Annotated in this window: 9 protein-coding genes; 3 read left to right on the top strand and 6 right to left on the bottom strand. The window is 41.5% G+C overall.

Annotated features, from left to right (window positions below):
* Positions 1-33 precede the first annotated feature (33 nt).
* Positions 34-291 (top strand): hypothetical protein, encoded by a 258-nt coding sequence (locus V7K55_RS08810; protein WP_334830226.1) that lies wholly within the window; start codon positions 34-36, stop codon positions 289-291.
* Positions 292-551: 260 nt separating this feature from the next.
* Here V7K55_RS08810 and V7K55_RS08805 read toward each other — a convergent pair whose 3' ends face one another.
* The 5 genes from V7K55_RS08805 to V7K55_RS08785 form a co-directional block, all read right to left on the bottom strand.
* Positions 552-2,816, bottom strand: a complete 2,265-nt coding sequence (locus V7K55_RS08805) for a bifunctional diguanylate cyclase/phosphodiesterase (protein WP_334830224.1) — start codon at positions 2,814-2,816, stop codon at positions 552-554.
* A 407-nt stretch (positions 2,817-3,223) separates the two neighbouring features.
* Positions 3,224-7,465, bottom strand: a complete 4,242-nt coding sequence (locus V7K55_RS08800) for an ATP-binding protein (protein WP_334830222.1) — start codon at positions 7,463-7,465, stop codon at positions 3,224-3,226.
* A 280-nt stretch (positions 7,466-7,745) separates the two neighbouring features.
* Complete coding sequence (locus tag V7K55_RS08795) at positions 7,746-8,003, bottom strand: helix-turn-helix domain-containing protein (protein WP_334830220.1); 258 nt, start codon at positions 8,001-8,003, stop codon at positions 7,746-7,748.
* Positions 8,004-8,242: 239 nt separating this feature from the next.
* Positions 8,243-9,169, bottom strand: coding sequence for a phosphodiester glycosidase family protein (locus V7K55_RS08790; protein WP_334830218.1), 927 nt, complete (start codon positions 9,167-9,169; stop codon positions 8,243-8,245).
* A gap of 84 nt (positions 9,170-9,253) precedes the next feature.
* Positions 9,254-10,519 carry a DUF4912 domain-containing protein gene (locus V7K55_RS08785; protein ID WP_334830216.1) on the bottom strand — a complete coding sequence of 422 codons (1,266 nt, stop codon included), beginning with the start codon at positions 10,517-10,519 and terminating at the stop codon, positions 9,254-9,256.
* Between the two features lie 656 nt (positions 10,520-11,175).
* Here V7K55_RS08785 and V7K55_RS08780 point away from each other — a divergent pair.
* Positions 11,176-11,559 carry a nuclear transport factor 2 family protein gene (locus V7K55_RS08780; protein WP_334830214.1) on the top strand — a complete coding sequence of 128 codons (384 nt, stop codon included), beginning with the start codon at positions 11,176-11,178 and terminating at the stop codon, positions 11,557-11,559.
* Between the two features lie 203 nt (positions 11,560-11,762).
* Here the strand turns inward: V7K55_RS08780 and V7K55_RS08775 are convergent, their stop codons facing one another.
* Positions 11,763-12,461, bottom strand: a complete 699-nt coding sequence (locus tag V7K55_RS08775; protein ID WP_334830212.1) for a rhomboid family intramembrane serine protease — start codon at positions 12,459-12,461, stop codon at positions 11,763-11,765.
* 103 nt (positions 12,462-12,564) lie between these two features.
* Between V7K55_RS08775 and V7K55_RS08770 the strand changes: the two genes are divergently transcribed.
* Positions 12,565-14,694, top strand: a complete 2,130-nt coding sequence (locus V7K55_RS08770) for a tetratricopeptide repeat protein (RefSeq protein WP_334830210.1) — start codon at positions 12,565-12,567, stop codon at positions 14,692-14,694.
* Positions 14,695-14,776 lie beyond the last annotated feature (82 nt).

Below are 14,776 nucleotides of genomic sequence, written 5' to 3'. Positions count from 1 at the left end.
GCAGCAAACATTTAAGAAATAATAACTAAGTCTATGGCATCTCCAACACCACTGCAAGGCACAGAACTAGTAGATTGTGCTAGAGCAAATGCCAAGCAAGGAATTGAAACTGCTGCTTATCAATGTGGCTATGGTCAAGACCTCAATAAATTTGCACGAGAACTCAGACAAGCTTGTGAAGAAATGAACTTACAAGTGAAGGAACTAAGTGGATTGATTACCGATCAGGATTTAATACTGGAATTGGGTAGTGGGGAAATTATTGCTCCGAAGACGGAATCAGAATTGTAAAAGTTAGTCATTTGCAGAAAATAAGCCTAGCCAGTAGCGATATTACCTAACATTCCTCCCAATAATTACCCTGTGTGCGGCTTGTCGTCTGAACATTGTCTTTCAATCCATTGCCGAGCAATTTCCAGTAAATTTATCTGGAAATAGTCGTTGCCCCTCGACTGCACACCGCCACCCAAGACATAAATATCTTCGGTGGCTTACTCTATGTAACTTAAATCACGTTAATGATAGTAATAATATTTACTAGGCGCTTAAATTCAGGACTCTCTCCGTAAGAGCTTGGGTACTCCGCTTTGTTTTTTTTCCGATTTAAGTTCGACATCCTCAGAGTCCATCTGCACTACACAATTTCTTCCTTGGGCTTTTGCCTGGTAGAGTCCCTGGTCAGCAGCAGCAATTAAGGCTTCAGGAGATAATTGGCTATGAGGTATGATGGTTGCTACACCAAGACTTAGGGTGATGAATTCACTAACATCAGAATGAGGATGAAGCATTTGTAATGCACTAATATTGGTCTGAATATCTTTGGCAACTGTAATGGCCCTTTCGATATCAGTATTCGGCAAAATGACTGCAAACTCTTCTCCACCATAACGAGCAACTAAGTCTGCGGGGTGTTTTACTGTCTGAGAGATTGCCTTAGCAACCTGTCTAAGTGCATCATCTCCTGCCAGATGTCCATGCGTATCGTTGTAGAGCTTAAAGTAATCGACATCACACAAAATTAAAGATAGCGGGACTTGCTCTCGTGCCAATCGTTGCCACTGTGTATTTAACGTGTCATCAAAGCAACGTCGATTTCCTACTTGGGTTAGACCATCTGAACAGGCAAGGCGCTGTAATTCTTGGTTTGCTTGTTGTAATTGGTGGTAAAGTTCTGATTGTTGAATAGCGATCGCAGCTTGTCCCGCTAACTGGTTAAACAAGTTAATCTCCGATTGCTGCCATTGTCTGGGATGACGGCATTGGTGAGCAATCAATAGTCCCCACAAATGCTCTTTCTGCAAGATAGGCACAACAAGGTTTGCCCGGATTTGCAAACTCCGCAGGAGGTCAAGATGACACGGCGATAGTCCCGCATTTTCAACGTCTTCTATGGCTCTAGTGTTACCTTGTTGAAAGTAAGCTGCACGGGTAGATTTAAAGCACGTGTCCATAACGTTAAATCCCAGAATGGACATGCACTCTTCTGCTAAGGATTCTACAGCTACTAACCCACTCCAGTCTGCCTGAAATTGGTAAATTATTACTCGGTCTACCTCAAACAGTTGCCGCACTTCGGCCGCTGTGGTTTGCAAAATCTCTTCTAACTCTAACGATTGGCGAATTCGTTGCGTCACAGCTGCGACAATTCGTTCGGACTCGCTTTGGTGTTGAACCTGCTCAACTACCTGAGAATTTGCTGATACTATAGTTAATGCGATCGGATCGAAGTAAGGGGTTGTAGTAATAGGCACTGCACTGGGTTTAGCAATCAAATAGCCTTGAGCAAAATTTGCACCTCGTTCTCGCAGCCAATTCAGTTCCTCAATGCACTCAATTCCTTCAGCAACGGTCTGGATGTTTAATTTTTGAGTAATCTCTAGAAGCTTCTCAGTAATCGAAGCTTTGTAAAGGTCTTGATGTACATCTCGTATTAACTCCATATCCAGCTTGATAAAGTCTGGACGTAACTGATGCAGCAAGTTTAGGCTGGAATAGCCAGAACCAAGGTCATCAAGAGCGATTAAAAACCCAGCATCGCGGTAGTATTTAAGCACTGCCTTGAGGTGAGTTAAATCTTGAGGATTGTCTGATTCCACGACTTCAAAAACAACCCGATCGTGAGAAAATCCCGCAGTATCAATTGCTTTTACCGTACTACGTAGACAAAAAGCTGGGTCATAAAGTGACGTTGGTGCAAAATTGATGAAGATGTGCCCACTCACTTGATAGCGGCTGAATTGAGTAATTGCGCTGAGGCGAGCAACTTGGTCAAGTTGTGGTAGAAGTCCGGCTTCGGTTGCTAACTCCACAATTGGTGTTGGTAGCACTAAATTGCCTTCTTCATCTAGTCCCCACAAGAGCGATTCATATCCAAAAACCTGTGATGTATCGTTAATTGAGACAATTGGTTGGAAGTAACTGGTAAATCGTTCCTTTGCCAGCATTTCAACCAGCCAGTCGGATTGGTTCAACTTAATGAAGCGTTGTAATGAAGCGATGTCACTAAAATCGTGGATTTGAGGTTGGAAAGTACCTTGCATGAAAAGGACTTGCGTCTCTTTTAATTCTCTTGGTGCAAGTAGTTTGGCCAGATTACGAGCAATTTCTAGGGACTGTCCGGGTTTACAGTCCAAACTCAAACCTGGACGTTCGTGCATCAATTCATACTTTAGGGCAAACTTCTTTAGGTAAGAGGTGACTTTTTTTAGGGTATGTGAAACGGGGAACCAGAGAAAGAGCCTGCCTGCTTCCTTTGTCTGGCAGCGTGCAACATTGCGACAAGCACAGGTTTTGGAGATAGGACATATTTGGCTCATAGCTAACTACTTTTTTAATCTTATTTGTTCTATTATTCCCACTATTTTTAGTGTAAAAGATAAACTAAGCTTCAAATACATGAAGATTTGATGATTTCTGTAAATTGAATAATTTAGTCGATCAATTAACTCAACAGTGTTTCTATATTTTTATATTAAATACTCAACTAATTGCCTATATTTTTTTATGAAATGAAGCAAATTAATGAATAGTTAGATTAAGAATTTAAGTTATGAAATAAAGGGGAAAATCAGCTAGGGGAGGAAGATTTTTTAGCTATATTAATTTATCCCTATCACTAGATAAAAAATCTGAAACTATAATTTTTAATAATTTTTATGAATATACCTGGATAATGCCAAAACACTCTCGATCGTAAGGGTGTTTTTTGAATGGTTTTTGGAACTCAGGCATTCCCATTCCTGCCAATCAGAGTTGCAATTGCGTTGACTAACTCCTCTGGTTCAACGGGTTTGGACAAATGCTTTTGAAATCCTGATTCAAGTGCTTGTTGCTGGTTGATTTCTCCAGCATAAGCAGTTAAAGCGATCGCGGGAATCTGTTTAGCTTGCAATGCCTGCAATGCTCTAACTTGGCGGATCAGCATATAGCCATCTGTCTCTGGCATCCCAATATCACTGAGTAAAATATCTGGTTCTGACTCAGCCAATACTTGCAGTGCTTCTTTTGCTGATGCCACAGCAATTACCCTTGCTCCCTCTTGTTCTAGCACAAATGAGTGGAATTCACGGGTATCATCGTCATCGTCCACAACTAAGATTTCGATACCTGCAAGGATTTCAGTTGTAGAAGAGTCATTTAAACGATCGATATTTATCTGTTCTTTTGGGATTAACTCTTTTTTGATCAGGGGTAGCCTGACTGTAAAAATAGCTCCTTGCCCTTCCCCTAAACTTTCTGCCCAAATCGTACCACCATGTAATTCTATCAAATGACGGACAATTGCTAACCCTAACCCCAGACCACCAAACCTTCGGGTTGTGGTGCTATCAGCCTGACGAAAATATTCAAATACATAAGGGATAAATTCCGGGTTGATCCCCTTACCTGTGTCGCTGACGGTAATCTGAGCTTGAGTATCAATGCGCTCCAATCGAATCGCAATTTTTCCCCCTTCAGGAGTGAATTTGACAGCATTCGATAACAAATTCCAGATTACTTGTTGTAAACGACCGGAATCACCCAAAACATGCGCTAAAGAAGCATCCAGCATTGTTTTAATTTGAATATCTTTAGCCTCTGCTGCTAAACGCACTGTCTCCAATCCCGCCTCAATTACCAGCACTAGGTTGACAGGAAACATATTAAGGTTGAGCTTGCCTTGTAAGATCCGAGAGACATCGAGCAAATCTTCAATTAGTTGCGCTTGTAATTTAGCATTCCGCTCGATAGTTGCAATCGCTTTCTTGATCTCTGCTTGGTGAAATTCGCGGGTTTGTAACAGTCTAGCCCAACCAAGAATGGGATTGAGAGGCGATCGCAATTCATGGGAAAGTACCGCCAAAAACTCATCTTTAATCCGGTTGGCTCTTTCAGCTTCAGTTCTAGCAGCTTGCTCAAGTTGCAGGAGGCGATCGCGTTCGGCTTCTGCTACTTTGCGTTCTGTAATGTCAATTACTGAGCCAATGTAACCTTTAAATTGACCATCCACCCCAAACCAAGGATTAGCAGCATCGATTGTCCAGCGATACACACCATCTTTGCGCCGTAAGCGGTACTCCATACGAAAGGCCGAACAGTAACTTTTAGCTTCCCGAAAAATATTCTTAGCGTCTTCGTAATCTTCTGGGTGTACGGCGTTCAACCAGCCAAATCTCAGACCCATTTCCTCAGTTTGACCGGTAAAGTCGTACCAACTCTTACTGAGATAGGTGCAGTAGCCATCGGTATCTGTTACCCAAACCATGAAAGGGGCATTGTCAGCCATGTTGCGGAACTGTTCTTCGCTTTCACGAAGTGCTTTCTCTGCCTGTTTGCGATCGCTAATCTCTGTAGTAAAAATGCTTACTCCTTCACCAAAGGGGTAAACGCGATTCTCAAACCAGCGTTTCCAAGGAGCATGAAAGTATTCAAACCGAACAACTGTCTGTTGGGCGATTGCCCGATGAACCTGAGTATAAAACTCGGTTTTAACCAGATCGGGAAACACTTCCCAAACTATCCTACCTAGTAAATCTTCCTTTTGGATGCCCACAACATCTGCTAGGCGATCGTTGACAAAGGTATAATGCCACTCCCGATCCAACACATAAAACTGGTCTTGAATGCCAGCTAGGACAGTCTCTAAGTGGGCTTTTGCGACCTCAGCTTCAATCCGCAGCCCTTGCTCTCGTTCCATTGCCTCCTCGCGGAGCCGAGCCATTTTTAGGGCTGCCTCAACCCGCGCCAACAATTCCCGAGCTGAGAACGGTTTAATTAAATAATCATCGGCTCCCGCTTTTAACCCTTCCACCCGTGCTTCTTCGCCCGCCCGCGCTGACAGCAGAATGATTGGAACTTTTCTCGTCAGAGGATCGGCCCGTAATTCTTGCAGAAGTCCAAAGCCATCTAATTCGGGCATCATTACGTCCGTCAGTACCAAGTCTGGGACACGCCCACGAGCAGAATCCAAAGCAGCTAAACCATCTGCAACTGATTCCACCTCATACTGCTGACCTAAAAGCCGTTTGACGTAATCACGCATATCTGCGTTATCATCAGCCAGGAGAATTCGGGGGGAGGAAGGTGACAGGTTATAGGTGACAGGTAACAGGTAAGATTCTTCCCTATTCCCTATTCCCTGTTCCCTATTTCCTTCTTCTGGTAGCCAACGCTGGACTTCTTCTAAATAAGGTGTTGCACCTAATGCAGTTGAAGCTAAGGTTCGAGGCGCACTAATCCGGTCTGGAGGCAAATGAGCATATCCCGTTGGAATTGATATAGTAAAGCAACTACCTGCGCCTAAAACACTGGTGACTTTGACTGTTCCGCCATGCATTTGCACCAATTCTTGCACCAGTGACAATCCAATTCCCGAACCTTCAAAAGTGCGTCCTTGCGCCCCTTTAACGCGGTGAAATCGTTCAAAAAGGTGGGGGATTTCTTCTGCTGGGATGCCGATTCCTGTATCTTGGACTGCGAACTCAATGCGATCGTTTGCCCACTGCAAGCTGACTGCGATTTTTCCAGCCATTGTGAACTTAAATGCATTGGAGAGCAGGTTAAGAACAATTTTTTCCCACATCTCCCGATCTACATACACTGGTGATGGAAGGGAAGGACAATTGACTGATAATTCCATTCCTGCGCGTTCTACTGCTGAACGAAATACACTAGCGAGTTCTGCGGTGAAAGTGGCCAGATCGGTGGGTTCATAAGAGGCTTGAACTCGTCCGGCTTCGATGCGTGAGAAATCTAGCAGACTGTTGACCAGTTTTAGCAAGCGGAGTCCATTCCGTTGCACCATTTTTAACTGTTCTTGTTCCTTAGCTGGAAGCAGGGTGGCACAATTGGCTAAGGTTTCCTCTAATGGCCCTAACATCAGAGTTAGAGGGGTACGAAACTCGTGACTGACGTTGCTGAAAAAGACAGTTTTAGCGCGATCGATTTCTGCCAATGCTTGGGCGCGTTTGCGTTCTTCCTCGTAAGCTTGGGCGTTGGCGATGCTGGCTGCAATTTGAGCCGCAACTAAATCAATGAATCTTTTATAATTATCGTCGAATAGCCGGAAGGGATTTAAGCCGACAATTAATATACCAGCTTTTCCTGTGTGACCGGATGGGGCAATTGGCACTGCGATCGCTTGATGGGGCGATCGCTGCCAAACACCACAAGGTAAGCTACTAAAAGACACTTCCAAATCAGAAATCAGTTTTGCCTGATGCGTTCTGATGACTTCTGCAAAAGGCCAAACTGAATCAGAATCAAGATCGACTGTTTCAGGAACTGCTACATGATTTTTTTCAATCCGGCATGTTCCAGCTAGAAAAACTTGCTGCCGATCTGGATCGACCAGATAAATCATTGCGAAAGGCAAATCGTAAGGGTTGCTCTCCAGACAATTCGCACTCAGGCTACAGGCTTGATCGAATGTCCGCGCATCTGCCGTCCTAGCAGCTAGTTCGCGCAAAAGTGCCAATTGACGCTCACCAATGATGCGCTGAGTGTCCTCTATGTTGGCACAGATGATCCCACCTGTGTCGCCTTGGTCATTAGGAACCGGGCTATATGAAAAAGTATAATAGGTTTCTTCAGGGTAGCCGTTGCGCTCCATAATTAGCAGCAGCGCTTCGTCGTAAGTGCCCTCATTGTTCACCATCGCTGATTCTGCGCGAGGCCCAACCTGATCCCATATCTCCCGCCACACATAAGAAGCTGGCTGCCCCAAGGCTTCTGGATGCTTGCCGCCAACGATCGCCTTGTAAGCGTCATTGTAAACGTTAATCAGTTCTTTGCCCCACCAGACAAACATCGGTTGGCGACAAGTCAGCATAATCCGAACGGCGGTCTTTAAACTCTGTGGCCACTGTTGTGTTGGGCCAAGAGAGGTTTTTGACCAGTCCTGTTCTCGCATCCTAGCACCCATTTCACCTCCGCCGAGAAGGAAATTTACGTCGGCGTTGCTTGCTGACGTTGACTCGTTCTTCATTAATTCCTCTCGATTGGTCATGCGTCGGTTAAAGGATAAATCTGTGGTCGTTTTCGGTCAAAATACCCTCTAAATTAGACGTTTATGCTGCCAAACAGTCATTTTGGAAGATATTTAAGGTCATATCCAGCGTTGAAATCTCAACTCTGCCGTGACTTTTTAAAGGTTAGAGAGCGTCTTTTAAATGCAAGTTGCTGTTTTGACGATTTTCTCATTGTCACCTATATATCATCCATATTCCCAAGTGACAAGGCCGATTCTCATTCCGAACTCACAAAGGTTACTCCTGTTCTCGGAAGTATGTTGCCTTAATAATTTCCCCGCGTTCACCTAACTCATCGAGTAGGCTACTGATTCGCTGTATTGCTAAAGGAGAAGGTGTTACATGTCCATTTTCCCAACGGTTAATTGTTGGGAAAGTAACACCAAACTCGGCGGCAAATTTTTCTTGAGACAGATTTAACTCTTGCCGCAGGGCACGAATTAGTATGCCAATATTAGGTTGCTTTGCCACAAATAGGCTTCTAATGTGAGCCATATAGATTCAAGTTCAGAAAGCACCATATATTACCAATTTTTACGATAAAGTGTTCTTTTGTGTCTATTACTCCTGAGATAGAGATTGCGATCGCAAATCAGAGCATCACAAACAATTTTATTAAACAGAATTAAGGAGTCAGAATTCAGTTGGACTTCGGTGCAGGCTTTGCTCGGAAATTTTGACTGCACTACTATCGAGCATAATTTTAATTTATCGTCTTAACAAACAAGACTATTTTATTTTTTGTAAATCAAAAAAACTGAACCAATTGGCCCAAGATTTTCTACATAAATTTTCTGGTTATAATACAATCCTGGAGACATACCTCCATCAAATAAAATTCCTTCTTGAATTTTACCTAAACAGTTATTGTTAGCAATGCCTTCTAGGACATTATCAAACATATCTGGCAGTAATTCTTGATTAAGTTGAGATGATTCAATATCAGAATTAGCTTTCAAGTCATTAACTATTAAGATTACATAGCCTCGATCAGTAATTGCTGCCAGAGAGCGATTAGTAGCATTTTTACAAGCAAATTCTCCCAAATCTTGACAAATATCTTTAAACTTACCCTGACGATAGAATCTGCCATTACCGCCCACTAAATTGTAATTGAGAATATCGCTGTTTCTTCTCCCGGCTTGGATAGTAGCCTGTCGCTGATTGGGCGCACCTCCTGATATCCCAAAAGAAGAACGCTTATTTTTAAATATTCCTGAATATTCTACGCCACGAGAAATATTTAAGCCTTGCGGTTTATTATCAGTACCTATATAGTCGGCATTAATTGCGGCAATTGGTAGCTGTCCATTTAATTTAGCATTTTCATCTCTGAGTAGTTCATGAAACTGTTTTGGGATGTATTCTTTACGGAGTTTACCTTTAGCATCTTTGGCGTAGAGTTTATGAGATAGACCAACATTCACTTTAAAATCTAGTTCTGCTGATTTGGGATTAAAAATAATTACATTGTTAATACCTCTGGAATTCTTTTTACCTTGATTATTGGTTTTAAAAAAATCAATACTGAATTTAGCATCTTTACCAGGGCAAGTTTTAGATGCTTTAGGGGCTGAATTTGCTTCAATCTCTTGACAACCTGATAACAAGCTTGTACCAATTATCAAGATAAATAACAAAAATAATTTTTTTGTTGACATAATAATACAAAAAAACCGCTACAGAATTACTATAGCGGGGAATAATTTAAAATTTCAGTCTGCAATTAATTTGATAACCAAAACTTAAGAGAACCATTCTACAACAGCTTCTTCTTTGGTGTTGGTATTACGAGATGGTGTCTCACGGTTAAATTTCATTTGAATTGACCGGGTTTGCTCACCATCAGCAGCTACAGCCAGAATCGGATAGTCAATTAAACCATCTTGGAAGGACATTTGGAAGCGGAATGTGCCATCTGGATTTAGCTGAATTGCACGGCCACCAATGGTGACAGTAGCGTCGGGTTCGGTTGCACCGTAAACTATCAATTCAGCATCGGCAATTAACCAGAACTGGCGCGGATGCACTGGTACGGCGGAAGCTGAGAAGCCAACACCTGACATTCCAGCACCGGAGGCTGTTAAGCCAGACATGGTGGGAACTGCCCACATACCCACACCAGATGGGAAAATGTAAGAGCTAAGGGCTTGTTCTGGACTTGGTACTTGGTGTTGCGAACCGAAGATAGAACCAGCAACCCGTAGTCCTTCGGCAGATTCAGCTAAACCAAAGATTTGGTCGTAGATAGGATTGCCGTTGGCATTCACAGCATTACTACCATTGCCGGTAGCTGTAGCTGTAGCTGCAATCTTCTTGGTGGGGGGAACTAGTTCGTACTGAGTCTTAGCACGCAAATCTTCTTCAAAGTTGACAGTGATGAAGACATCTTCAATCCAGTCAGAAGGATAGACGGGAGGAATATGTACTCTAGCAGAACGAGCTAATACTAACCAGCGACCATCAGCAGCACGATAGCCGATATCGATCGCATAATCGCGATCGCTAACTGGAACTGGTAAATACCATTCTCTAGCTAGTTCATCAGCCGGATATTCTTGAATGCTGTGGGGGCTTTGGTATTCGATATTGATGTCGGTGACATCATAAATTCTTAGTGCGAGTTGTTGTCCCCCTTGGCGGCGCAGTTCCTCTTTATGTTCATTGGGAATATCCCAGTAAGTGTAAGCCCACTGAGGATCGCGCGGTAAAAGGACAATCCGGCTTTCACCATAGCCAGAGGGCAAATCTGCAAGTCCTTCATCAACATCAGCCAGAGATCCACCTGTACGATCTTCTTGACCTAATTCAAACTTAGCTGCTTCCACGGTTTCCTGTGCCTCCAATGAACGAGATGGACTGAGCAAAGTTTTGCTGCGCTGAACTTCTAAAATTGATGCCAACAATTGTGATTTACGCATTCGGCTATAGCGAGAGATGCTATATTCGCTAGCAACTCTTCGTAGTTGGCGTAAGGTCATCTCCTCTAGTGGCGGGCGTTCTTTTGCCATTTATTTGGCCTCCAGTAGTGTAAGCGGTAAATGATTTCCCCTGGTTAAAGAATGCTATATAAAATCTCATCCACTCCAGATGAATTTCTTATTCCTGACTCCTGGTTTTGCCCAGTTTTAAGTTTTTTAATCTGTTTTTAAATTGAGGTAACTTTCAACCAATTCCTAGTTATGCCAAAATTAGCATTTCTTTGGGATCGGAGAATGTTCTGTTTGTTAAGTCAATATTAACCACTAAGCATATCTAGGGATCAAGGGGTTTCAATAGGTTTTCTGCCTGTGTTACGAATCTATAAGCCTTTTCGGGATCGCAATGTCATGGTTTCATCATATTATTCGCTAGCCAGCTATTGAGCAATAGCAGTTATGTCAAATTTTCATGATATTTAGCTTCAGGCTTTGGGTATTAGGCATTGGTAATTACTAATTTGTCAAATTTGAGAGTTATAATTTAGCAACTCATAAGTAAATCGGCGATAAAAGTTCAATGTATATAAAGAAAGATAAATTATCAGTAGGGTGTGTTATGCCGTAGGCTAACGCACCTGGAATTGTTAACAGTGAGTTGCGCTACGCGACAATGCACCCTACATTTAAATTTCTTAATATAACTACGCCGAGTTACTTAACTCCTAACTTTTAATATTTGATTACCTATGACGAAGGATGAAGTCTTAGCGGCTAATGCAGCTTTTTATCGAGCTTTTGAAAGAAAAGACATTGAGATAATGAGTGCAGTATGGTCACAAGGAACTGGTAGTTTTTGTATTCATCCTGGAAGTAATATACTGCGAGGTTGGAAGGAGATTCGCATCTCTTGGGAACAGATATTTAAAAACACTGCTTATATCGAAATAAACACAGATATAATTGCTACAGAGTTAAGTGATAATATTGCTTATGTTGTGCTGAGGGAAAATGTGTTCCAAGTAGTTGCAGGGAGAAGACTTGAAGCACAATCAACAGCTACAAATATATTTCACTTTATTGCTGGAAAGTGGTATTTAGTTCATCATCATGGCAGTCCAATTATACGGTAAGAAGAGAAGCAGTTGAGAGGATATTTGAAAAGTCCTCTTATGGGTATCAAAAGTTCTAGACTCCTCTAAATCTCCTGATAAATTGAGAGACTTTGATTCTTCCCGCTTAAAAGGGGCAGGGCTGCGGATCGAGAAAACAGATACATTCTTGTTTATGTGCTTGAAAGTCGATTCAGTCGCTATCCATACTTGAATAAATCATCTTATCTTTTCAATCGCATGAAGGCTGCACCAATCCCTAAGCCTACAACCTGTCCCCAAAAAATAACACCCGATTGATTTACGCCAACGGGGGGAATATTTAAACTGCCGATCCCATAAAATAATTGTTGCACAAACCACCAAAATATATAGAAAAAGGCTGGAAGTTCGATCGGGATATACACAATAATTAACGGCAAAATACTGTCAATTTTAGCTTTAGGAAACTTCATAACGTATGCCCCTAAAATAGCTGCGATCGCACCATTTGCCCCAATCAACGGTACTGTCAAACTTGGTTCAGCCAGAATTTGTAAAACTTCTGTTATAATACCAGTTGCCAGATAAAATCCGAGATAGCGTCTACGTCCCAGAATATTTTCTACAGTCTTGCCAAAAACCCACAGAAATAGCATATTTCCCAATATTTGACTAAAACTGCCGTGTAGAAATATTCCAAAAATTAGTGAACATGCCCGCCAAACTACAATTATCCAAGCAGCAGAGTTGAAAAAGAGAGCATTTGTAATTGCTGCACTAATCTGGGCTGGAATCACACCCCAACTATTGACAAAATAGCCCAATGTCTCACTAAATTCTAATTGGAGTTCCCAAAAAAATACGGCAATATTAATGCCAATTAGCCAATAGGTAATAATCGGCTTATTCCAACAACGAATATTATCACTAATAGGAATCATATAAGTTTGTCATTAGTCATTGGTCATTAGCTATTCTCCCTATAACCCTTAACCTGTGGCAAGATTGAAATCAGATCGCATCGCACTTAACTAGGCAAACGAGATGCTGGGAAACACACTTGTTGGAAGATACCAAATTATTAGTAACTTGGGAGGAGGGGGTTTTGGTGAAACATTTGTCGCTTATGATACTCAATTACCCGGTTCACCTCAATGTGTCGTCAAGAAACTTAAACCCCAGGCAAATGATCCGGTAACGTTGGAGACAGCTAGACGTTTATTTGATACAGAAGCACAAGTTCTATATAAATTAGGAACTCACGATCGCATTCCTCAACTTTTAGCTTATTTTGAGGAAAATGCCGAATTTTATCTCGTACAGGAATTAATCGAAGGTTATGACCTGAGTCAAGAATTAATACCAGGTAAAACCCTTAGTCAAGAACAAGTAATTTCACTTTTACAAGAACTTTTGACAATTCTAGAATTTGTCCATCGACAGAATGTAATTCACCGTGATGTCAATCCCCGAAATATTCTCAGACGACAGCCAGATGGCAAATTAATCTTAATTGATTTTGGTGCAGTTAAACAAATTACGACCCAAGTGATTACTCCCGAAGGGTCAGCTAAAGGTACTGTTGCTATAGGTACACCTGGATATATCCCTGGAGAACAAGCTCATGGTACGCCAAAATTAAGCAGTGATATCTATGCTACTGGAATAATTGCTATTCAAGCTCTTACTGGATTATTACCAGAGGAAATAATAAAAGATGCTGAGACTAATGAAATTATCTGGCGCGATAAAGCCACGGTAACGCCAGAATTTGCTGAATTTTTAGATAAAATGGTGTGCTATGACTTTCGACAGCGCTATTCTTCGGCAACGATAGCATTACAAGCACTGAAAGAGTTAACACTACCACTGGCTGAAACAATAGCGTTAACTCCTATTTCTCTATCCAAAAATATAACTAAACCTCCATTAAAAAAAGGAATTTTAGGTAAAGTTTTACTAACAATATTTTTAGTTGCATTAAGTGGAATAGCATCAATATTTATTTTGAATTACATTAATTCAAATAACGCTATAGAATTATCCAAGCAAGGAAATACACTTTTTGATTTGCAACGCTATCAAGACGCATTAGAAGTATATGAAAAGGCTGTTAATATTAGACCAGATTATGCTCAAGGCTGGAATGGTCAAGGCAAAACACTGTTTAAATTAAAAAAATCTAAAGAAGCGCTAGTTGCGTATGATAAAGCAATTCAAATTAAGCCAGATTATTTTGAAGCTTGGAGTGGACGGGGCTTTGTATTGGCAAATCTACAGCGATATCAAGAAGCGATCGCATCTTTTGACAAAGCCTTACAATTAAATAATGAAAGCTCAGAAATCTGGAATGCTAAGGGTGAAGCTTTTAGTAACCTAAACCAATATGACCAAGCAATTAAAGCTTATGAAAAAGCGATTGAATTAAAATCAGATAATTATGAAGCTTGGTACAAAAAAGGATTAGCCTTAAAGAATTCTAACCGATATGAAGAAGCGATCGCAGCCTACCAAAAAGTCGTTGATTTAAAACCCGACTACGACCAAGCTTGGTATAATTTAGGAAATGTGCTAGTTAATCTGCAACGCTACCAAGATGCATTTACAGCTTATGATAAAGCGGTACAATACAAATCAAATTATTATCAAGCCTGGTTTTCGAGAGGTAATACCCTACTAAATTTACGACGTTATCCAGATGCAATTGAATCTTTTAATCAAGTAATTAAATACAATCCTAGCAACTATCAAGGATGGTATAATTTGGGCTGGTCGCTGCATCAAAATCAACGCTATGAAGAAGCAGTAAAAGCTTATAATAAGGCCGCAACCCTTCAGCCAAGAAACTATCAACTCTGGTATAATATGGGGAATTCACAATACATTTTGCAAAAATACGAAGATGCGATCGCGTCTTATAATAAGGCAGTTCGTTATAAACCAGACCATGCCGAAAGCTGGTATAGCAGAGGTAATGCTCTCTTAAATTTAAAACGGTTTCAAGATGCGATCGCATCTTACGATCGAGCAATAAAATACAAGCCTAATTACCAACAAGCAATAGACGGGCGCAATCAAGCCCAGATTCAACTACAATCCGAGAAACCAAAGCCTATAATCGTGCCTGTTATCCCAGTTCCTACTCCTATTAATCCACCGCCCCCAACACCATAAATAATTCGTAATTATGCTCTCTACGCATCGCGTCTCGTAGCTTGCTTCCCCGTAGGGGTACGCGGACTCCTTCGCGTTACGC

The organism is Nostoc sp. (genome assembly GCF_036919895.1).
GTDB lineage: Bacteria > Cyanobacteriota > Cyanobacteriia > Cyanobacteriales > Nostocaceae > Nostoc.
Note: the sequence above shows the minus strand (reverse complement) of the source record. Positions and strands in the feature narration are given on the sequence as shown.

Excerpts from the sequence above, each read along its gene's own strand:
- V7K55_RS08810 (WP_334830226.1), top strand. The coding sequence starts at position 34 with ATGGCATCTCCAACACCACTGCAAGGCACAGAACTAGTAGATTGTGCT.
- V7K55_RS08805 (WP_334830224.1), bottom strand. The coding sequence starts at position 2,816 with ATGAGCCAAATATGTCCTATCTCCAAAACCTGTGCTTGTCGCAATGTT.
- V7K55_RS08800 (WP_334830222.1), bottom strand. The coding sequence starts at position 7,465 with ATGAAGAACGAGTCAACGTCAGCAAGCAACGCCGACGTAAATTTCCTT.
- V7K55_RS08795 (WP_334830220.1), bottom strand. The coding sequence starts at position 8,003 with ATGGCTCACATTAGAAGCCTATTTGTGGCAAAGCAACCTAATATTGGC.
- V7K55_RS08790 (WP_334830218.1), bottom strand. The coding sequence starts at position 9,169 with ATGTCAACAAAAAAATTATTTTTGTTATTTATCTTGATAATTGGTACA.
- V7K55_RS08785 (WP_334830216.1), bottom strand. The coding sequence starts at position 10,519 with ATGGCAAAAGAACGCCCGCCACTAGAGGAGATGACCTTACGCCAACTA.
- V7K55_RS08780 (WP_334830214.1), top strand. The coding sequence starts at position 11,176 with ATGACGAAGGATGAAGTCTTAGCGGCTAATGCAGCTTTTTATCGAGCT.
- V7K55_RS08775 (WP_334830212.1), bottom strand. The coding sequence starts at position 12,461 with ATGATTCCTATTAGTGATAATATTCGTTGTTGGAATAAGCCGATTATT.
- V7K55_RS08770 (WP_334830210.1), top strand. The coding sequence starts at position 12,565 with ATGCTGGGAAACACACTTGTTGGAAGATACCAAATTATTAGTAACTTG.